The 20,315-nt window shown below is 70.4% G+C and carries 15 protein-coding genes and 2 pseudogenes; 10 read left to right on the plus strand and 7 right to left on the minus strand.

The annotated features are described in order from the left end of the window. The first annotated feature begins 80 nt into the window (after positions 1 to 80). The 9 genes and pseudogenes from ACWGSR_RS22230 to ACWGSR_RS22270 all read left to right on the plus strand — a co-directional run bounded on the left by ACWGSR_RS22230 (position 81) and on the right by ACWGSR_RS22270 (position 11,536). The gene (locus tag ACWGSR_RS22230) at positions 81 to 1,445 is read left to right on the plus strand and encodes a dipeptide ABC transporter ATP-binding protein (RefSeq protein ID WP_453568469.1); all 1,365 of its coding nucleotides are present in this window, start codon (positions 81 to 83) and stop codon (positions 1,443 to 1,445) included. Further along, a complete protein-coding gene (locus ACWGSR_RS22235) occupies positions 1,433 to 2,596 on the plus strand; it encodes a mandelate racemase/muconate lactonizing enzyme family protein (RefSeq protein ID WP_453568381.1) in 1,164 nt (387 codons plus the stop codon). The genes ACWGSR_RS22230 and ACWGSR_RS22235 overlap by 13 nt, the downstream gene beginning before the upstream one ends. Next, positions 2,593 to 3,441, plus strand: a complete 849-nt coding sequence (locus ACWGSR_RS22240) for an SDR family NAD(P)-dependent oxidoreductase (protein WP_376243383.1) — start codon at positions 2,593 to 2,595, stop codon at positions 3,439 to 3,441. Before ACWGSR_RS22235 ends, ACWGSR_RS22240 begins: the two co-directional genes overlap by 4 nt. 59 nt (positions 3,442 to 3,500) lie before the next feature. Then, a complete protein-coding gene (locus tag ACWGSR_RS22245; RefSeq protein WP_376243380.1) occupies positions 3,501 to 4,235 on the plus strand; it encodes a ribonuclease activity regulator RraA in 735 nt (244 codons plus the stop codon). Between the two features lie 262 nt (positions 4,236 to 4,497). Next, complete coding sequence (locus ACWGSR_RS22250) at positions 4,498 to 6,432, plus strand: GH39 family glycosyl hydrolase (RefSeq protein ID WP_453568384.1); 1,935 nt, start codon at positions 4,498 to 4,500, stop codon at positions 6,430 to 6,432. Positions 6,433 to 6,493: 61 nt separating this feature from the next. Then, a complete protein-coding gene (locus ACWGSR_RS22255; RefSeq protein ID WP_453568386.1) occupies positions 6,494 to 7,873 on the plus strand; it encodes an FAD-binding oxidoreductase in 1,380 nt (459 codons plus the stop codon). Continuing rightward, positions 7,870 to 9,018 (plus strand): (Fe-S)-binding protein, encoded by a 1,149-nt coding sequence (locus tag ACWGSR_RS22260; RefSeq protein ID WP_376243371.1) that lies wholly within the window; start codon positions 7,870 to 7,872, stop codon positions 9,016 to 9,018. The genes ACWGSR_RS22255 and ACWGSR_RS22260 overlap by 4 nt, the downstream gene beginning before the upstream one ends. Then, positions 9,006 to 10,511, plus strand: a complete 1,506-nt coding sequence (locus tag ACWGSR_RS22265) for an aldehyde dehydrogenase (NADP(+)) (RefSeq protein WP_453568388.1) — start codon at positions 9,006 to 9,008, stop codon at positions 10,509 to 10,511. The genes ACWGSR_RS22260 and ACWGSR_RS22265 overlap by 13 nt, the downstream gene beginning before the upstream one ends. A 283-nt stretch (positions 10,512 to 10,794) precedes the next feature. Continuing rightward, a pseudogene (locus ACWGSR_RS22270) lies at positions 10,795 to 11,536 on the plus strand (transposase family protein). 2 nt (positions 11,537 to 11,538) lie between these two features. On the opposite strand, the gene ACWGSR_RS22275 reads toward ACWGSR_RS22270, so the two are convergent. Both ACWGSR_RS22275 and ACWGSR_RS22280 read right to left on the minus strand, forming a co-directional pair. After that, positions 11,539 to 11,760, minus strand: a complete 222-nt coding sequence (locus ACWGSR_RS22275; RefSeq protein ID WP_453568390.1) for a hypothetical protein — start codon at positions 11,758 to 11,760, stop codon at positions 11,539 to 11,541. A gap of 229 nt (positions 11,761 to 11,989) precedes the next feature. Beyond that, positions 11,990 to 12,706: a nitroreductase family protein gene (locus ACWGSR_RS22280; protein WP_453568392.1), complete on the minus strand. Its 717-nt coding sequence runs from the start codon at positions 12,704 to 12,706 to the stop codon at positions 11,990 to 11,992. 131 nt (positions 12,707 to 12,837) lie between these two features. Between ACWGSR_RS22280 and ACWGSR_RS22285 the strand changes: the two are divergent. Next, positions 12,838 to 13,048, plus strand: a pseudogene (locus ACWGSR_RS22285) (hypothetical protein); the annotation flags it as partial. A gap of 85 nt (positions 13,049 to 13,133) precedes the next feature. On the opposite strand, the gene ACWGSR_RS22290 reads toward ACWGSR_RS22285, so the two are convergent. The 5 genes from ACWGSR_RS22290 to ACWGSR_RS22310 all read right to left on the minus strand — a co-directional run bounded on the left by ACWGSR_RS22290 (position 13,134) and on the right by ACWGSR_RS22310 (position 20,280). Continuing rightward, the gene (locus ACWGSR_RS22290; RefSeq protein WP_376243359.1) at positions 13,134 to 14,126 is read right to left on the minus strand and encodes a LacI family DNA-binding transcriptional regulator; all 993 of its coding nucleotides are present in this window, start codon (positions 14,124 to 14,126) and stop codon (positions 13,134 to 13,136) included. Positions 14,127 to 14,232: 106 nt separating this feature from the next. Further along, positions 14,233 to 16,395, minus strand: a complete 2,163-nt coding sequence (locus ACWGSR_RS22295; RefSeq protein ID WP_376243356.1) for an alpha-galactosidase — start codon at positions 16,393 to 16,395, stop codon at positions 14,233 to 14,235. 41 nt (positions 16,396 to 16,436) lie between these two features. Then, positions 16,437 to 18,470 carry a beta-galactosidase gene (locus ACWGSR_RS22300; RefSeq protein ID WP_453568394.1) on the minus strand — a complete coding sequence of 678 codons (2,034 nt, stop codon included), beginning with the start codon at positions 18,468 to 18,470 and terminating at the stop codon, positions 16,437 to 16,439. Continuing rightward, complete coding sequence (locus ACWGSR_RS22305) at positions 18,467 to 19,366, minus strand: carbohydrate ABC transporter permease (RefSeq protein ID WP_453568396.1); 900 nt, start codon at positions 19,364 to 19,366, stop codon at positions 18,467 to 18,469. Before ACWGSR_RS22305 ends, ACWGSR_RS22300 begins: the two co-directional genes overlap by 4 nt. Beyond that, on the minus strand, positions 19,363 to 20,280 hold the full coding sequence (locus ACWGSR_RS22310) for a carbohydrate ABC transporter permease (RefSeq protein ID WP_376243392.1): 918 nt from the start codon (positions 20,278 to 20,280) through the stop codon (positions 19,363 to 19,365). The genes ACWGSR_RS22305 and ACWGSR_RS22310 overlap by 4 nt, the downstream gene beginning before the upstream one ends. Positions 20,281 to 20,315: the final 35 nt, after the last annotated feature.

Here is a 20,315-nt window from a genome sequence, read left to right on the forward strand (position 1 = left end):
GCGCCCCCGCCCCCCCCGGGCCGGGGGCCGCGCGGCGCCCGCGGGCGGCCCCCCCGCGCCCCCCCCCCCCACGCCCCCGGCTGCTCATCGCCGATGAGCCGACCACCGCTCTCGACGCCGCCGTGCAGGCGGAGATCATGAGCATGCTGCGCTCGCTGTGCGACGACCTCGACATGGGTCTGATCCTCATCACCCACGACCTCGGCGTGGTCGCCGAACAGGCCGACCGGGTGGCGGTCATGTACGCCGGCCGGATCGTCGAGAGCGGGCCCACCGCCCACGTTCTGGCCGACCCTCGGATGCCGTACACCCAGGCGCTCCTCGCCGCGACCCCCCGCCTTGACGGCCCGGCCCGCACCCGCCTCGTCTCCATCGGGGGCAGGCCGCCGCAGCTGAGCGATCGGCCCCCGGGGTGCTCCTTCGCACCGCGCTGTCCGGTCCGTGCAGACGACTGCGAGATCCTCATACCTCCGCCGGTTCCGCTCGGCGCGGGCCATGAGGCGGCGTGCCTGTTCGCCGCCGCGCCACGGGAACTGCCCATGCCCGTGCCGACGGGTACCGCCGGCACGGAATCCGCCGCCAAGGAGGCGGAGCACGGCGCGCCGCTGGTCGAGTTCGACGCCGTCGACCTGCGTTACCCGGTCCGTACCGGGGCACTGCGCCGGGTCACCGGGCACGTCGACGCCGTACATCAGGTGAGCCTGAAGGTCGAGCCAGGCCGCACGCTAGCCCTGGTGGGCGAATCGGGATCGGGCAAGACCAGTCTCACCAAGCTGTTGCTGCGCCTGGAGACACCCTCCGCGGGACACGTGAGGTACGACGGCATCGACGTTCGCCGACCCGGGCCCGAGGGACTGCGTCGGCTACAGCGAGAGGTCCAGGTCGTCTTCCAGAACCCCTATGCAAGCCTCGACCCCCGTATGACGATCCGCCACATCCTGGCGGAACCGCTGCGGACGCACGGGATGGACGCGGGCGAACCCGAACTCGTACGGCTCCTGCAGGACGTCGGCCTCGACGCCCACGCCCTGGACCGCTTCCCCGCAGCCTTCTCCGGCGGGCAGCGTCAGCGCATCGCGATCGCCCGGGCACTGTCCCTGCGGCCGCGACTGATCGTCTGCGACGAGGCGGTCAGCGCCCTGGACGTCTCCGTCCAGGCACAGATCCTCAACCTGCTCGCCGACCTCCAGGCCGAACACGGCATGGCCTACCTCTTCATCACCCACGATCTCGCCGTGGTCCGCTCCGTCGCTCACCGCATCGCCGTCATGCGGCAGGGCCGGATCGTCGAGGAAGGCCCCGCGGACCGCGTCTACGACAACCCCTCCCACCCGTACACCCGCGCATTGCTTGCCACGGCCCCCGGACGGACCTCACCCGGGCCCGCACACGCCGAGAGCAACGCGGACACCGACAAGGAACGGAGCACCACATGGCCAAGGTGACCCAGGTCCGCCTGACCTCGATCAACACCCCCCGGCACAACAGCATCACCTGCGGACACGTCCTGGTCGAACTCCTCACCGACGACGAGGCGCTGACGGGCATCGGCGAGATGTCCGATCTCCAGCACCTCCCGCGCTACCACCTGGACGTGCCGGACCTCGAAGCCACCCTCAACGAACTCCTCGTCGGTCTCGACGCCCTCCAGATCACCGAAATGGAGCGCCGGCTGGAGGCCAATTTCCCCCAGGCCGGATACATCTACGACAAGAGCCGCGCCATCAAGTGCGGTGTCGACATCGCCTTCTGGGACCTGGCCGCCAAACAGCTCGGAGTACGGGTCTGCGACCTGCTCGGCGGCGCGGTCCGCGCATCGGTGCCCATCGCCTACCCGATCTTCCGCCAGCAGCACGAGGAGGACGTCGAACGCAACCTCGCCATGGTCGGACGCCGCCTTGCGGAAGGCTTCACCTTCTTCCGGGTCTACGTGGGACGCCGCCTCGACCTGGACGAGAAGTTCCTGCGCACCGCGCGGGAACGGTTCGGCGACCGCATCGTCATCAAGTCCCTGGACTTCTCCAACCTCCTGGACTCCCGGGCGGCATGCGCCTTCGCCGAACGCGTGGCCGATGTCGGCTACGACCTCGTGGAGTCGCCCGCCCCGCACCACGACGTTCGCGGTCTGGCACGGGCACGCGACCGGCTCGCCGTCCCGATCAGCGAGCACGTCTACAGCTTCCGATGGGCCTTGGAACTCGTCGCCGCCGACGCCGTGGACGTGTTCAACGTCAGCGTCATCGCCATCGGCGGCATCACACCCGCCCGCAGGGTCTTCGCGATAGCCGACGCGGCCGGAAAGTCCTGCCTGGTCGGCACCACACAAGAGCTGTCCATCGGAACGGCGGCGGCCGCCCACGTGGCGATGGCGATGTCCGCCGTCACCGTGCCCAGCGACCCCGTCGGCCCGCTCCTCTACACCCGCGACGTCGTCACCGATCCCGTCCGCTACACCGGCGGCCTGCTCTCCGTGCCCGAAGGGCCCGGTCTGGGCATGACGCTCGACCCCCAGTTGGTAGCCGCCTCAGTAGGGCCCCTGACCTGGGCGGCCACCAGCGCGGCGGCTGTGGTCGACCGGCAGGCGGCAACCTCGTGAGCGACGCGCACGAGTCCCGCGACGCGCACAGTGCATGCGACGGTTCGCCCGCAGGCGGCCGGTTCGCCGGCCGGGTCGCCCTGATCACCGGCGGCGCGCGCAACATCGGCCTGGCCATCGCGTTCCGGCTGGCCCGGGAAGGTGCGGCGGTGGCGGTCAACGGCCCCGATCCGCAGGAGGCCGAAGCAGCGGCCGCCATGCTGCGCGCGAAGGGACTGTCGGCGATCGCCTGTCCCGGGGACGTCTCCGCACCCGACCAGGTCGACGCCTGCGTGGCCCGTGCCGTCGAGGTCCTGGGCGGACTCGACCTGCTGGTCAACAATGCCGCCGCTCCGATGCTGGGACGCGGACCGCTGCTCGACCTGGACGTGGCCGACTGGGACCGCAGCTTCGCCGTCAACGCACGCGGGGTGTTCCTGTGCACGGTGGCCGCCGCCCGCGTCATGCCGCCCGGCTCCTCGATCGTGAACATCTCCTCGGTCGGGGCCACCCGGGCCCATCGGGCGGCTGTCGCCTACGACGCCAGCAAGGGTGCCGTCGACGCGGCGACCCGCGCCATGGCACTGGAACTGGCACCCCACGGCATCCGCGTCAACGGCGTCGCCCCCGGACCGGTCATCAACGACCGTTACGAGCTGCTCGATGCGGAGCAGCGCCGGGATCGTGCCCAGCCGGTCCCGCTGGGCCGAGTCGGCGACGGGTCCGACGTCGCCGCGGCCGTCGCCTTCCTCGTCTCTGAGGACGCGGCCTTCATCACCGGCCAGGTGCTGAACGTCGACGGCGGACTCAGCGCCCAGCTCCGGCCGCCGGGCACCGATCCCGCCCTCGACGCGCCCGCCCCCTGACGGCCCCGCGCTTCCCTGTCCGTATTCCACCGCTCCGCACACACCCGAGGAAACCCCAGATGACCGAGACCACTTTGCAGCCGCTCGACCCCGACGACCTGGCCGCGCTGGGCGAGGCCAGCACCGCCACGATCAGCACCCAGCTCTTCAAGCACGGTCTGCGCAACACCTTCCTCGCCGGCCTCACCCCCATCACCGGCGCCCGGCGCATGGTCGGCGAAGCGTTCACCCTGCGATACATCCCAGCCCGCGAGGACATCGACACCCTGGAGGTCTACGACGACTACGACCACCCGCAGCGCCTGGCGGTGGAGCAGGCGGGGCCCGGCCAGGTCCTCGTGGTGGACTGCCGGGGCCAGGGCCGCGCCGCCTCCGCCGGAAACATCCTGCTGACCCGCATGGCAGTCAACGGCGCCGCCGGCCTGGTCACCGACGGCACGCTGCGCGACATCGAGGAGATCGGCCGTCTGCCCCTGCCGGTCTTCGCCACCGGGGCCGCCGCCATGACCAACCTCGCCCAGCACCACGCGGTCGACCTCCAGGTTCCCATCGGCTGCGCCGGCGTCGCCGTCTACCCCGGCGACGTCATGGTCGGCGACGCCGACGGCGTGGTCTGCGTGCCCCGCCACCTCGTCCCCGTGATCGCCCGTCAGGCCCGCGAGCAGGAGCTCCAGGAGGCGTTCATCACCGCCCGGGTCGCCGACGGCGCTCCGCTGCGCGGCACCTACCCGCCGGACGAGGCGACCCGGCGCGCCTACGACGAGGCGCGCGGCGCGCTTCCGGTGGCCGACTGACCGTACGACCGGCCACCCGCACGACGGCGCGGCACACACCTTCCCGAACCCGCACGACTGCACGACCTCCGCACATCCAGGCCGGCGAGCAGTCGGCCGACCAAACCGCTCGGGCGCCGGACATCCCATATCCCGGCGCCCGAGGAAGCGCGGCACGCGCACCCACCAATCGATCCTCCCTCCCCCGCAGAAGGCAGGCATCATGATCCCTCCCGTCATACCCGGATCCGCACGTCCGCGTGCGAGGAGGACCCTCCCCCTCGTGCTCTCCGGCGCCCTGGTCGGCGCCCTGCTCTCAGTCGTCTCGGCCGGCCCGGCCGCCGCAGCCGACCTCTCCAGCACTTTCGACACCGTTTCACCGGGTTCTCCCGCCCCCGGCTGGGTCGCCTCGGGCGATGTCACGGTGCAGGACGTCACCGGCACGGTCGACCGCAGCCTGCGCCTGCGCGACACCTCCACCACCGCCTCCGCCACGGCGAGCGCCACGTTCGGCACCACCTCCTCGACCGTCGTCGCCGGCTTCCGGCTCCGAGCCGCCCAGTCCACCGCGACGATCGGAGTGCACCTCGACAGCGCGGGCGGCCACAGCGTCACCGTCGCCATGAGCCCCGAAGGCCGCCTCTACACCTACAACGGCGCCATCCGGATCGACCTCGGCTCCTACGCCCCGAACCGCTGGTACGACATCCGGATCGTCGCCCGTCCCGGCACCGCCACGGCCGACCTCCACATCGACGGTGAACGCCGGGCCGCGAACCTGCGCTTCCGCACATCCACCGCCACCCTAAACGGCCTGCAGGCCGGTGTGTCCGTCGCCGACACCGGCACCGCCTACCTCGACGACGTACGGACCGCCCTCGAAACAACCCCGGCCGGCTGGCCGCAGCTGGGCACGGTCGCCCCCCGCACGGCCGCGCAGATCGGCTCCTCCCGGCTGCTCGTCGGTGCGGAAACCCTCGACCGCGACTACACGAACTACCAGGCATACGCGCCTTACCTGGGGCGCCTGGGCGCGACCGGCGTCCGCCTCCAGGGGGGCTGGGCCAAGACCGAGAAGACCAAGGGCGTCTACGACTGGACGTGGCTCGACCGGATCGTCGACGACGCCAAAAGCCGGGGCCTGGCGCCCTGGCTCCAGCTGTCCTACGGAAACGGCATCTACTCCGGCGGCGGCGGTTCCGGTCTGGGCGGCCAGATCCCCACCTCCACCGAGGCCCTGAACGCCTGGGACGCCTGGGTGAGCGCCACGGTCCAGCGCTATGGCAACCGGGTACGCGAGTGGGAGATCTGGAACGAACCCAACCTCGCCGGCATCCCGGCCGCCACGTACGCCGACTTCTTCGCCCGCACCGCGGCCCGCGTCCGAGCCGCGCAGCCGGCCTCTGTGATCTACGGACCCGGTGAGGCGGGCATCGACGTCCCCTACACCAAGGACTTCCTGGTACGCCTCTCCGGCCAGGGCAAAGCCGGTCTCCTGGACGGCATCAGCTACCACCCGTACAACCCGAACCCGGACGACGTCTGGACCTACCAGCAGGTCGACAAGATCCGAGCCCTGATCGACCAGTACGCCCCCGGCGCCGTCCTGCGGCAGGGCGAGAACGGAGCTCCCAGCGCGCCCGGCAGCTTCGGCGCGCTCGGCGACCTGGACTGGACCGAACTCAGCCAGACCAAGTGGTTCCTGCGCCGTCTCACCCATGACCTCGGCCAGGACATCAGCACCAGCGCCTTCAGCATCTCCGACCTGCACTACCCCTCGAAGATCAACAGCAAGGGCCTGCTGCAGACCAACACCGACAAGTCGATCCGCTACGCCAAGCCCTCCTACTACGCCGTGCAAACCCTTGCCTCCGTCATCGACGGCACCGTCAAGGCGCTGCCGAGCTATGCGTTCAGCACCGACTCCGCCGCCACCCTGACCGTGCAGGGCTTCGCCAAGCGCGACACCGGCCGTCAGATCGTCGGCGTCTGGGACGGCACCGCCACCCCCGGTGACGGCACCGCCCGCACCCCGGTCCGGCTGACCTTCCCCCAGGGCAGCTTCACCGATCCGGTCTACGTCGACGTGCGGACCGGGGCGGTCTTCGACATTCCCGCCGCCGACTGGTCCGTATCGGGCACCACCCACACCTTCCGCAACGTGCCGGTGTACGACTCGCCCGTCCTGATCGCCGACCGCTCCGCGATCACGCTCTAACACCCACCAGGCCCCGCCCCCACCTCCTTCCCGGGGGCGGGGCCCGGTCCCAGGAGACTCCATGCACGCCCTCGCACGAGCGGCCCTGCGGTCGGTCGTCGGCCCCGACCACTTCCGGGAGACGGACGGCGAACTCGTTCCCTACAGCCGGGACGCCACCCCGCTGTTCCACGCCCGGCCCGACGCCGTGGTGCTGCCGGCCGACACCGCCGAGGTCGCCGCCGTCCTCGACATCGCCACCCGTTACGGGGTTCCCGTCGTCCCGCGTGGCGCCGGATCCAACCTCTGCGCCGCCACCGTGGCCTCACAGGGCGGCGTCGTCCTCGTCCTGACGCGCCTGAACCGCATCCTTGAAATGGCCCCCGCCGAACTGCTGGCCCGGGTCCAGCCCGGAGTGACCAGTGCCGCCCTGGCCACCGCCGCGGCCCGGGAAGACCTGTTGTGGGCGCCCGATCCCGGCAGCCGCACCGTCGCCACCATTGGGGGCACCATCGCCACCAACGCGGGCGGACTGCGCGGCCTCAAGTACGGCGTCACCCGCGACTACGTCCTCGGTCTGGAAGCGGTGCTGGCCACCGGCGAGGTGATCCGCACCGGCGGCCGGCTCCACAAGGACGTCGCCGGATACGACCTCACCCGTCTCCTCACCGGCTCCGAGGGCACTCTGGCCGTCATCACCGAAGCCACCCTCGCCCTGCGGCCCGCACCCGCGACGGCCGGCACCGGGGTCGCCTACTTCCCCGACCTCGCCGCCGCCGGACGGGCCGTCGCCGCGATCATCGCCGCCGGCACCCTGCCCGCCACCCTCGAATTCCTCGACCGCACCTGCATCGGGGCCGTGGAGGACTTCGCCCACCTCGGCCTGCGCACCGACGCCGGCGCGCTCCTGCTCTTCGGCGACGACGGCGAACCCGACGCGGTCACCCGCGCCCTGGAACGCATGAGCGGCATCTGCGCCGACCACCAGGCGCTCGACGTCACCACCGCCGCCCACGTGGCCCAGGCCGAAGCACTGCTCGCGGCCCGGCGTTGCGCCCTGCCGGCCCTCTCCCGGCTCGGTGACCTGACCATCCTGGAAGACGCCACCGTACCCCGGCCGCGACTGGCGGAAATGGTGGAACGCATCGATGCGATCGCGGCCCGGCACGACGTCACGATCGCCACCTTCGGCCACGCCGGGGACGGCAACCTCCATCCCACCTGCGTCGTGAAATCCCGCGAGGACACCGACACCATCGCCCGCGCCGAGAGCGCTTTCGCCGACGTCTTCGCCGCCGCGATCGAACTGGGCGGCACCATCACCGGGGAACACGGTGTCGGCGCGGCAAAACTCCCCTACCTCCGCGCACAACTCGGGGCCGACCAGATCGGCCTGCTACGCCGCCTCAAGACGGCCTTCGACCCGGCCGGCATCCTCAACCCCGGAAAGCTGGGCTCATGAACGACCGCACCGGCGGGTCTGCCTCGAAACCCGTCTTCGACCCGGACCTCCTTTCGCGCTGCATCTCCTGCGGCTTCTGCCTGCCCGCCTGCCCGACGTATGCGCAGACCGGCGACGAGGCCTCCTCGCCCCGGGGCCGCATCAACCTCATGCGCGCCCTGCAGGCCGGCGACCTGCAGCCGGACGACCCCACCCTGAAGGAACAGTCCTCCCAGTGCCTGGGCTGCCGCGCGTGCGAGCCGGTCTGCCCGGCCGGAGTCGAGTACGGACAACTGCTGGAGCAGTGGCGCGACCACCAGTGGCGAGGAAGCCGCATGCCGATACTCGCGCGGGCACTCATGCTGATCGCCGGTCCACGCGGGCTCTTTCGCCCACTGGGACGGCTGCGGGGCGCGGCCCGTACGAACGGCACGAGTCCGACGGACCGGTCCGCCGGTACGGCGCCGAGGGCCGCGCCCACCAGCGGGTCATTGATGCTCGGCTGCTTCGAGCGCGTGCTTTTCCCGCGCGTCAGCCGCGCGGTCGTCGCCCTGGTCCCCGGCCTGACTGTCCCCGCGGCCCAGGGATGCTGCGGCGCGCTGCACGCGCACAACGGCGACACGGCGACGGGCGAACGGCTCGCCCGACGGATGGGCGACGACCTTCCCGGAACGATCGTCACCAGCTCCGGCGGCTGCGCCGCTCACCTCGCCTCGGTGCTCGGCAAAGACCGCGTCCGTGAGCTCTCCCAGTACCTGTCCGAAGCAGACCGTACGGACCGGGCACCGGGTGAACTGCGGGCCGGCGGCCGCCGCGCCCGCGTCGCTCTGCAGGATTCCTGCCACCTGCGCAACGGCCTCGGCATCCACACCGCCCCGCGCGATCTGCTTGCCGGCGTGGCCGACTACGTCGAACTGCCCTCGGCCGGAGGGTGCTGCGGTGCCGCCGGTACGTACTCCCTGCTGCGGCCCCGGGAGTCGCGCCGCATCCTCGCCGCCAAGATCGCGGAGATCGAGGCGGCGGATGTCGACTTCGTCGCTGCCGTCAACCCGGGATGTCTGCGCCAGTTGCGCACCGGACTGCGGCGCGAGCGCTCGCGCGTCAAGGCCGTTCACCTGGCCGAACTCCTCCTCATGGCCGAGGAGAACGCTGCTTGCGGCGACTGAAGAACCGCCGTTTCCGCTTCACGACACGATCCCCGGCATCTGCCACGACATCGAGAGAAGACATGTCCTCCCTTTCCCCATCCGTCTCCCCGGCCATCGAAGCGGCCCGCGCCGCCGCTCCCCAGCTCGCCGCGCTCACCCCGACCCAATGCGGCGCGCTCCTTCGGGACCTCTCCGCAGTGCTGGGCGACCACAGTGACGAGCTGATCGCCCTCGCGGACGCGGAGACCCGCCTCGGCGTCCCCAGACTCAGCGGCGAGGTGCTGCGCACCCGAGCCCAGCTGGAGATGTTCGCCGAGATCGCCGAAGAGGGCGCCTACCTCGACGTCATGATCGACACGGCGGACGCCGAAGCCGTGCCCGCGCCGCGCCCGGACGTTCGCCGCATGCTGGTCCCCCTGGGTCCGGTCGCCGTCTTTACCGCCTCCAACTTCCCCTTCGCCTTCTCCGTCCTGGGCGGCGACACCGCCAGCGCGCTCGCCGCCGGCTGTCCCGTCGTGGTCAAGGCCCACGAGGGCCACCCCCGGCTCACTGACCGCATCGCCGCCCTGGCCGCCCGGATACTGCCCTCGGGCGCCCTCACCGTCGTCCACGGACGCGAAGCGGGTCGCGCCCTGGTGACCGACCCCGCCGTGCAGGCCGTCGGATTCACCGGCTCGACCACCGGCGGCCGCGCCTTGTTCGACCTCGCCTGCGCGCGCCCGGACCCGATCCCGTTCTACGGAGAACTCGGCTCCCTGAACCCCGTGGTGATCACTCCTGCCGCCCTCGCCGAGCGCGGACCGGCCCTGGCGGACCAGTACGTCGCCTGCGTCACCCGCAGCCAGGGACAACTGTGCACCAAGCCGGGCCTGCTCTTCCTGCCCGAAGGCCACACTCTCGACGCGCGCCTCGGGGCGGCCGTCGACGCGGTCGCTCCCGCGCCCCTGCTCGGTTCCTGGATCCTGGACACCTATCGCACGGTCCTCGACGAACTGGCCGCACACCCCGCCGTCCACCGCATACCGGTGGCACCAGACCACGACGACCGTGCAGCAGACGTCCCCGCGGCAACTCTCCTCACAGTCACCGCCCACGACCTGCGCGCCCACCCCGAACTCCAGCGGGAGTGCTTCGGCCCAGCCTCCCTGGTGGTCACCTACACCTCCAGCGAGGACCTGCTCGCCACGCTCGAAACACTGCCGGGCAGCCTCACGGCCACCGTCCACGGCCGGGAGGACACGGACACAAGACTGGCCCGCGCCATCTGGTCCGCCCTGCGCGCGGGACGCCTGATCTGGAACGACTGGCCGACAGGCGTAGCCGTCACCCGGGCCATGCACCACGGCGGCCCCTGGCCCGCCACGACCAACCCGCTGCACACCAGCGTAGGCGGCACGGCCATAGCCCGCTGGCTGCGCCCGCTCGTCCACCAGAACGTCCCCGAGTCCTTGCTGCCGGAACCGCTGCAGACCGCCAACCCCTGGCAGGTGCCACAGCACATGGGGCAGTGAACAGATCTCCGCCTCCGGGCGCGGAGTGCTCGGGACGCTGAACACAGGGATGTCCCGGATCACCACTGAGACATACGGACAGCCAGGCAGGTCTGCGAAGCAAGAGCTGTCGCGAGGTGGACCGGCAGGGGTGACCGCCGCGGATGTCATGGCAGGGTCCGGCGAGCAGATGCTGGGTCCTTTCCGACCTCGTTCCCAGGAAGGCCGGTCGGACCGACAGCGCAGTGAAGCCTCTGGAAGACGAGTTCTCGACCACGAGAACCATCTCCACCAAAGGCTTCGCATGCTTGTCTACCCGTCCGAGATCGACGTATCCACCTCCGCCCTGCGCTTCCTGTCGGCTCAGTCGCGGGCTCACCGCCGGTGTCGTGGCACACGATGGCGACGCCTGAGCACCGACCACCAGGTTCTGCTGGCGCTGGCCCGTCTGCGGTGCGGGCACACCTGTGCTCAGCTCGCGGCCGGGTTCGGTGTCGGCACCACTACCGCCTGCCGGTACATCGCCGAGGCCGTCGACGTTCTGACTGCCCTCACCCCGGACCTGGGCTGCCGCTATGAAAACCCCTGCACGCAAGGCGTTCGTGATCCTCGACGGCACGCTGCTGCCGATCGACCGAATCGCCGCCGACCGCCCGCTCCACTCCGGGAAACACAAGAAGCACGGCATGAATGTGCAGGTCACCGCCGATCCGCATGGCCGGCTGTCATGGGCCTCGCCCACTCTCCCGGGCGCTGCCCACGGCATCATCGACGCCCTTGCCGACACGGGCTTCGCCTGCCGGGCAGACAAGGGCTACCAGGGCGCCGGCGGGACGGTCCGGGTGCCCTTCCGCGGCAGATGGGAGCGGCTTTCAACAGGTCAGCGAGCCGTCGATCCGTCCCATGCGCGTATCCACGCGGTGGGCGAGCGGACCATAGCCGCCCCCAAGCAGTGGCGCCTGCTGCGAAAGTTCCGGTGCAGCACGATCCGTAGTACCGCCACCGTGAAGGCCGTTCTGGTCCTCCACCTCGCTACTTCGGGCTGAGCTCAGCCAGCTGCGTTCACCAGGGCTGCCGGTTCGGCCTCGGTGGTCCCGACCGGCACACGCACGTCGAAGGTGTGGCCCTCATCGCAGAACACCAGGTCAAGGTGTATGAGGATCAGCCCGCAGAAGGCGACCGCCAACCAGATCGCGTCCTCCTCCCACACATCCAGGTACAGGCGGGTCCCGTCTTCGTGGAAATATGCCTCACCCGGGCTGTTCTCCATATCGAGCTCCCGGACGAGACTGCGCACTGCACTACGGGCCGACGAATCGATCTCGACCTCAGCCCACCGAGCACGGGCTGCCTCGGTCAGTGCCCCCGATCGATGTGCTACCCGTCTGCGTCCCCTTCGATCACCACCGCGAACGTCAAGCAGTGCCTAACCAGATGCCCACGACAGGGCGCTGACTGGCAGTTGCCCGAAGCTGGAATGGGCTCAACATCTCCGAGACCTACCAGCGATCGCGGTGCACGACCTCGAGGACCGGACGACGGCGTACCGGTCCGAAGTTGCCCATCGGCCAGCCGACGGGTATCGCAGCGAAGGTGCGCATGTCTTCGGGGATGCCGAGAGTCTGCTTCCATTCCTCCTCCAGCATCAGGTGCCAGATGGTGATGTTCGCCGCGAGGCCGAGGCCTCGGGCGGCGAGGAGGAGGTTTTGCACGCCGGGGTAGACGCAGGATCCTTCCGCCAGAGCCATGAAGCGTTCCTGCGTGTCCACCATGCGCTGGGTCGCCGCAGGCCCCAGGGCCTGCGCGGAGGCGAGGTAGCCCTCTTCGGTGACCTGCGGTGCGGGGAACTGATAGCACGGGATGACCAGCACGGGGGTGTCGGCGAAGTGGTCACGCTGGTACTCGATCGCGGCGACCATCCGGCCGTAGGCGGCCTTGTCCATTCCCTCGGGAGCCAACGCGCCGGTGGTGGCGAGGTAGGCGTCCACGCACCGTTTCCACAGCGGGGCGAGCCGGGCCATGACATCCCGGTCGGTGACGACGACATACTCGAAACGCTGCATGTTGCCGCCGCTGGGTCCCCAGACCGCGGCCTGGATGAGCTGTTCGACGAGGTCCTCGGAAACCGGGTCGGGCTTGAGACGGCGCATGGCGCGCATGGTGGACATGGTGTCGAAGAGACGCGGATCGGTGCCCGCACCGGTGAAATCGATCATGATCGCGGAGTGTAGACCTCATCACCGCACCGCGACAGGCAGTCGGCCCTGTTGCAGACCGACCAAACACCCTGAACCATGTTCAGACCACGGGCTCGACGACAACCAGCAGCGGGCCGAGCGGAACACTGGACGTCATCGGGTGCCTGCTGTTCCTGATCTCCGGCCATCTGGAGTTTCGCCGAGATCTGCCACGGTGGATGGCCCTGCCTGCGCCGGCGGAGCATCGGTTGGTGGATCGTCGTCGTAGACCAGCTGGGTTTCGTCCTCTTCATGATCTCGGCCTTGGATGCCGGATGCTTCTCCGTGGGCAGCCTGCTCCAGCTGTTCGAACGCCCGTGACCCTGGTGCTGTGCGCGACCGCGAGCACCCCAGGTGGACATCGTCGGGGACTGCGCTCGGCACCAGGGGCCGGTGGCCGGGAAGGTCAGACGGAGGCGCGAGCGACGAACTCCGCCTTGACTCGTACCGTCTTGTGAATGCTCCGCCCGTTGAGGCGCTCCGTGAGCAGCCGGGCTGCCGCTTTGCCGACCTCGGTCGCGGGATAGCGGATGGTGGTCAGCTTCGGGCGGACGAGCGAGGCGAACGACGCGTCGTCGTGGCCGATCAGCGCCACGTCGCCGGGGATGTCAATGCCCAGTTCGTGGGCCTTGTCCAGCGCACCGACCGCGATCACGTCGTTGCCGCAGAAGACGGCGTTCGGGCGGTAGCGGCGGCTCATCAGCGCACCGAAGCCGGCCGCTCCGGCCTCTCGGGTGTGTTCTCCCCTGACCACGAGCTCGTGCGGCAGGGACAGGCCGTACTGCAGCGCCAACGCCCTGAGGTATTCGAGGCGGGGATCGCCGCCCGTAGCATCGCGAGGGCCTGCGATCATGGCTATCCGACGCCGCTGGGCCGCGACGACCGTTTCGAGCGCACGGCGCGTGGCCGTCCGCGCGTCCGGCGTCACGAGGTCGATCGGGCCGAAGGAGACATCGGCACTGACGACGACGGGCATGCCGATGTCGGTGAGGGGCTCGAAATCCTGCGGTTTGAGACGGAACGGGGTGATCACCACCCCTGCGAACCGCTGCTGAACCGCCTCTGCCAGCAGGGCCCGCTCCTCGTCCCGGCGTGCCCCGGTGTTGCACACGACGACGTGCAGCCCCAGACCGCGCAGCTCCTCCTGGAGGGTGGCCGCGAGCTGTGCGAAGAAGGGGTTGGCGATGTCGGGCACGATCAGCGCCACGAGGCTTGATCGACCGGTGCGCAGGCTGCGGGCGGCGACGTTGACGGTGAAGCCGAGTGCGGCGATGGCCGCTTCGACCGCGGCCCGGGTCTCCGGGGCCACCGGCCGCTTGCCGGAGAGCACGTAGGAAACGGTGGCGGAGGAGACGCCGGCGGCACGCGCGACGTCGGCCATGGTGACCCGCTCTCGCACAGCACACCCTCCCTTTCGCGATCACCCTACTTCACACCCCTCCTGCGCCGGGAAAGCGCTCTCACCCTCGGAAGAGGGCGGTGCCTCCACAGCATGGCCCGGAAAGTCAGTCGTTGCGCGGGTCCTGTACGCGGCGCAGACGGATCAGTGCACTGGCGCAGTCTCCCGGTGGCAGGTCGGGCAGCGGCAGGCCGAAGCCGGACAGGGTGGCACCCGTCCATTCACGTCCGGTGTCCTCGTCGCGGTAACGGGCGCCGTCGTGCAGTCCGCGCAGCCTCAATGGTGGCTGCGCGGGGGCGAAGGCCGTACTGGGCCGCCAGATCAGCACGACGGTCCGGTCGCCGTCCTCGCCGAGGTACTGCACGGCCGTGACCGGCCCCTCGCCCGGAGCCAGGAGGCGGAACTGCCTACCGTGCTGGATGACGGGGCGGATGTCCTTGTAGTCCCGGATCAGGCAGGTCGCCTCGGCGCGCTCGGAGTCGGTCCAGCGGGTCAGATCGCCTCCGATGCCGAGGACGCCCGCCATGGCGCTGTGGAAGCGGAAGCGCAGCGGCACGGTGCGGCCGGTGAGCGGGTTCGGGCTGTCGGTGACCCAGGCGGACATGACACCGGCGGGGTAGAGCTGGCTGAAGCCGTGCTGGATGGTGAGGCGGTCCACCGCGTCGGTGTTGTCGGATGTCCAGACCTGGTCGGTGCGGGCGAGGATGCCCGCATCGGTGCGACCGCCACCGCCGGCGCAGGCCTCGATGCGCAGGTGGGGGAAGTCGTGGCGCAGCTGGTCCAGTACGCGGTATACGCCGCGCGCGTGGTGCACGTGGACGCGGCGGGCGTCGGGGCCCGCGGTGTGCACGCCGGCTTCCGTGAAGGACCGATTGAAGTCCCATTTCAGATAGTTGATGCCGTTCTGCGCCACGAGTTCGCCCAGCAGGCTGAGAGCCCACTCGGTCACTTGCGGGCGCGAAAAGTCGAGGACGCGTTGGTGGCGCAGTTCTGTGGGGGTGCGGTCGGGCAGGTGCAGGACCCAGTCGGGGTGCCGCCGGTACAGGTCGCTGTCCGCGTTGACCATTTCGGGTTCCACCCACAGGCCGAAGTCCATGCCGAGCCGGTGCACCTCGTCGGCCAGGGGGCGCAGGCCCCGGGGGAAGCGCTGCGGGTGGGGCGTCCAGTCACCGAGTCCGGTCCGGTCGTTGTCGCGTCCGTGGAACCAGCCGTCGTCGAGGACGAACAGTTCAGCACCCAGTTCGGCGGCACGGCGGGCGAGGGCGAGCTGGTTGTTCTCACTCACCTCGAAGGAGGTCGCCTCCCAGGAGTTGTAGAGCACGGGCCGCAGTTCCTCGGGGTGCGGCAGGACGTGGGCGCGTAGATAGCGGTGAAAGGCACGGCTCGCATTGCCGAATCCGCCGGCGGTGTACAGCCCGAGGCTGACCGGAGTGCGGTGGCTCTCGCCGGGTGAGAGGCGGAGTTCGATGCCTTCGTGCCCCTCCCCCGCCAGCACGCCGGCCCGGCCCGCGGCGGTGCGCTGGGCGGTCAGGCGCCAGCTGCCGCTGGCTGCGAGCGCGACGAGCCACACCTCCCCGTGCTCCTCACCGGCGTGCCCGTCGTCCAGCTCCAGCCAGGGGTTGGCGTGGTGTCCGGTGTGGCCGCGCCTGCTGCCCAGGACGGTCTCCCCCACCGGCAGTCCTGACCGCTCCAGGCGCCCCTCGGCGGACCAGCCGCCGTGCACCGAGCTGATGCGCCAGTGCGGCCGCTGGGGCACGGGCCAGTGGGCCGCGGAGTAGCGCGGCAGCAGGATGTCCCCGTCGTCGGCGGTGCCGGTGTGGTTCACCTCCGCCCACCGCTCGATCACGTCGCCGTGCGGGGGGACGCGGTAGTGCAGGTGCCAGGCCAGGGGCCGAGCGCGGTCCCGGAGGTGAATCACCAAATGATTGTCGGCGGCCAGGACTAGGTCCTCCAGCACCGCCTCGACGGGACTGGAGCCGTCCGCGAAGCGGACCTCCAGGGCGGGTACGCCGAAGCGGGCACCGCCCTCGACCGGGTATTCCTCCACCCCGTCCCAGCGGCCGGCGAAGCTGTTGTCGTGTTCTGACCACAGGGGCAGGGCGACGGCGTCGGCAAGGGGCAAGAGAGCGCCCCAGTGGACGTGGCGCACCGTGCCGGTGTCCTGGTCCGCCTTCAGGACGTAGGCGCTGTGAGTGGTGCGCAGCAGCACGGTGCCGCTTGCCTCGTCCATGTGCACGGGCGGGGCCGAGGCGGTGTGCTTCGTCGTCACGGGGGCGCTCCTTGCGGGTTCTGACTGGGTGTGACGGGGGGTCAGGCCGAGGCGGGGGCGAGGTCCTCGCGGATCACGACCACGCCGCCGGCCGGCACCACGGCCCGGCCGTCGACGAGTTCGGTGCCGGCGAGGGCGGTGCCGTCGACGCGCAGGCGGACCGTTTCCGACGTGTGGTTGATCAGGAAGAGGTAGGCGTGTCGGTCGCCGGCGCGGCGTACCGCCTCCAGTCCGGGCGGGGCTTCGACGGCGGGGTGTGCCCCGGCCGTCTCGCACACGGCCCGGACCACCGTGCGCAGGGCGGGTACCGGCAGGCGGGCGGCCGTGTACCAGGCTGTGCCCCGGCCGTAGGTGTGCCGGGTGACGGCGGGTCCGCCGCGTGCCGGGCCGCCGTCGGCGGTGTCCTTGAAGCGGAGCACCGTACCGCAGCCGCGGGGCTCGACACGTTCGGCCCACTGGCGGACGGCCGTTCCGTCTTCCAGCAGGGCGGTGTCCTCGGTGCGCAGCGGCAGGTACTCGTCGACGACGAGGCCGAGGACGTCGCGCAGCGCACCGGGGTGGGCCCCCGGGTGCATCCGGTCGTGTTCGTCGACGACGCCGCTGAAGCAGCCGACGGCGAGGTTACCTCCTCGTTCCACGTAGCGGGTGAGGTTGTCGGCGTCGTGGTCGGTGAGCAGGTAGAGGCCGGGCGCGAGGACGGCGCGGTAGCCGCTGAGGTCGGCTCCCGGCTGGACGATGTCGCAGGTGATGTTCTGCGTCCACAGCGCCTCGTACCAGTCGCGCACCGCGTCCAGGTAGCGCATGCGGTCCGAGGGGCGGGCCTGCAGTTCCAGCGCCCACCAGGAGTGCCAGTCGAAGAGCAGCGCGACGTCGCCGCGTACCCGGCTGCCGGTCACTTCGCTCAGCGAGCCGAGTTCGGCGCCCAGGGCTTTGACCTCCCGGTGGATGCGGCTGTCGGCGCCCGCATGCGGGAGCATCGCGGAGTGCCACTTCTCGGCGCCGGCGCGGGACTGGCGCCATTGGAAGAACATCAGGCCGTCCGCGCCGCGGGCCAGGTGGGTCAGACTGTTGCGGCGCGTCTCGCCGGGCTGCTTGGTGACGTTGACGCCCTGCCAGTTGACGGCGGAGGTCGAGTGTTCCATGAGCAGCCAGGGGCGGCCGCCCGCCATGCCGCGGGCGAGGTCGGCGTTGAGGGCCAGGTCGATGTGGCCGTCGGGGTCGGCGGCGGGCAGGTAGTGGTCGACCGAGACCAGGTCGCAGTGGGCAGTGAAGGCGAAGCCGTCGATCTTCTTCTCCAGAGTGCCCATCACGTTGGTGGTGACCGGCACGTTCGGGGCCGTCCGGCGCAGGATGGCGGTCTCGGCGATGTGCCGGGTCAGCAGCGCGTCGGAGGAGAATCGGCGGTAGTCGAGTTCCTGGCCGGGGTTGCGGAACGCCGTGGTGCCCCGGGGCGGGTCGATCTCGTCCCAGTCGCCGTAGCGCTGACTCCAGAAGTCGGTGCCCCAGGCGTCATTGAGTGCCTCCACCGTCTTGTACCGCTCGCTCAGCCAGGCGCGGAAGGCCTGTGCGCTGATCTCGCAGAAGCACAGCGCGTTGTGGTTTCCCCATTCGTTGTGGACGTGCCACATGACCACGGCGGGATGCTCGCGGTAGCGGGTCGCCAGTTCGGCGGTGAGGGCGTCGGCCGCTTGCGCGTAGGCGGGGCTGCTGGGGCAGAAGACCTGCCGGCTGCCGTGGGCCAGGCGGGTCCCGGTGGCGGTGACCGGGCGGGCGTCGGGGTGTTGCCGGGTGAACCAGGGGGGCGGGGCGGCGGTGGCGGTGGCGAGGTCCACCGCGATGCCGCCGGTGTGCAGCAGGTCGAGCACTTCGTCCAGGAGGCTGAAGTCGTATACGTCGGGGCGCGGCTGGATGCGGGACCAGGAGAAGACGCCGACGGTGACGAGGTTGACGCCCGCCTCACGCATGAGGCGCACATCGTCCCGCCAGACATCCCGCGGCCACTGCTCCGGGTTGTAGTCGCCGCCGTAGGCGATCCCGCCCAGGGCGCGGGTCACGTCGTTGAGGGGGTGGTTCACGATTTCACGGCTCCAGCGGCGAGTCCGGCGCGCCAGTAGCGCTGCAGGAGAAGGAAGGTGAGCACGATGGGAACGACGGAGACCAGGGCTCCCACGATGGTCAGGGTCTGCAGTTCGGGCAGGCGGCTGGTCTGCGACTGCCAGGTGAAAAGGCCCAGGGTCACCGGGTAGAGGTGCTCGTCCTGCAGCATGATCAGGGGCAGCAGGAAGTTGTTCCAGATGACGACGAACTGGAACAGGAAGATCGTCACCAGGGCGGGGGCCATCAGGCGCAGGGCGATGGTGCGGAAGATGCGGAACTCGCTCGCGCCGTCCACGCGGGCGGCCTCCATCACCTCGTCCGGGACGGACGAGGCGGCGAAGATACGGGAGAGGTAGACGCCGAACGGGCTGACGATGCTCGGCAGGAACACCGACCAGAACGTGTTGGTGGCATCGAGTTCGGCGAACATCAGGAACAGCGGCAGCGCAAGCGCGGTGGCCGGGACCAGGACGCCGCCGAGGACGACGGAGAAGACCGCTTCGCGTCCGCGGAAGGCGTACTTGGCCAGGGCGTAACCGGCGGCGGCGGCCAGCAGGGTGGCGACGGCCGCTCCCGCTCCCGCGTACAGCAGGCTGTTGAGGAGCCAGCGGGCGTAGACGCCGTCCTGCTGGGTGAAGAGCGAGGACAGGTTGTCGCCGAAGTGCCATTCGGCCGTGAGGAAACCGGGTGTGGTGACGAGGTCGCTCTGGCTCTTGGTCGACGAGATCAGCAGCCAGTAGACCGGCAGCAGCATGTAGCAGGCGACGGTGGCCATGAACGTCACGGCGACGACGGTGGACAGGTTGGTGCGGGGCCGTCGTGTCGCGCCGTCGCGGATGGCGTGAGCGCCTTCGGTGCGGGTGAGGAAGCTCATCGCTGCCTCCTGGAGGTGAAGCGCAGGAACGCGAAGGACAGGACGAAGGTGACCAGTGCGAGGACGACCGACAGGGCGGCGGCCTCGCTGTAGCTGTCGCCGGAGGCGAGGGAATAGGCGGCGATGTTCGGTGTGTAGGTGCTGGTGACGCTGGTGGAGATGGAGCGGAAGACCTGCGGCTCGGTGAAGAGCTGGAAGGTGCCGATGATCGAGAAGACACCGGTGAGGATCAGAGCCGGGCGGATGATGGGTACTTTGATGCGCCAGGCGATGGTCCAGCCGCCGGCCCCGTCCATGCGGGCCGCTTCGCCGATGTCGGAGGGCACGGCCTGCAGGGCGGCGTAGATGATCAGCATGTTGTAGCCGGTGTAGGTCCAGGTCACGACGTTGGCGATGGACCACAGGATGGCGTCAGGACCGAGCAGGTCGACGTGCGCACCAGCGGACCGCAGCAGGTCGACGACGGGTGACAGGCGCGGGTCGTACAGGAACGCCCACATCAGGGCGGCGACGACGCCGGGTATGCCGTACGGAACGAAGTACACGAGCCGGAAGAACTTCTTGGCGCGTGCGACGGCCGAGTCCAGCAGCAGGGCGAGGACCAGCGCCAGCAGCAGCATCACGGGGATCTGCACCAGTGCGAAGCCGAGGACGCGCAGCAGGCTTTCGCTGAAGTAGTCCTCCTGCAGAACCCGTCCGTACTGCTCGAACCCGGCGAAGACCGTCCGGGTCCTGCCGAAGGTGCCACCCGTACGTTCGGTCTTGTGCAGGCTCTGCCAGAAGGCGTAGCCGACCGGGACGAGAGTGAACAGGGCGAACGGGATGAGGAAGGGGGCGAGGAAGGCGTAGGGCGCCAGTGTCCGGCGAGGCCGGCGGCGCGCCGCGGTGGATGCGGTGGTGGATGTCACGGGCAGCCTTAGAGGTGCTGTCCCCTGCCGCCCGGGGGCGG

The organism is Streptomyces sp. NPDC055632, from assembly GCF_053618675.1.

Coding starts and splice junctions, on each gene's coding strand:
- ACWGSR_RS22235 (WP_453568381.1), top strand. CDS start 1,433: ATGGCCAAGGTGACCCAGGTCCGCCTGACCTCGATCAACACCCCCCGG.
- ACWGSR_RS22245 (WP_376243380.1), top strand. CDS start 3,501: ATGACCGAGACCACTTTGCAGCCGCTCGACCCCGACGACCTGGCCGCG.
- ACWGSR_RS22255 (WP_453568386.1), top strand. CDS start 6,494: ATGCACGCCCTCGCACGAGCGGCCCTGCGGTCGGTCGTCGGCCCCGAC.
- ACWGSR_RS22260 (WP_376243371.1), top strand. CDS start 7,870: ATGAACGACCGCACCGGCGGGTCTGCCTCGAAACCCGTCTTCGACCCG.
- ACWGSR_RS22275 (WP_453568390.1), bottom strand. CDS start 11,760: ATGGAGAACAGCCCGGGTGAGGCATATTTCCACGAAGACGGGACCCGC.
- ACWGSR_RS22280 (WP_453568392.1), bottom strand. CDS start 12,706: ATGATCGATTTCACCGGTGCGGGCACCGATCCGCGTCTCTTCGACACC.
- ACWGSR_RS22305 (WP_453568396.1), bottom strand. CDS start 19,366: ATGAGCTTCCTCACCCGCACCGAAGGCGCTCACGCCATCCGCGACGGC.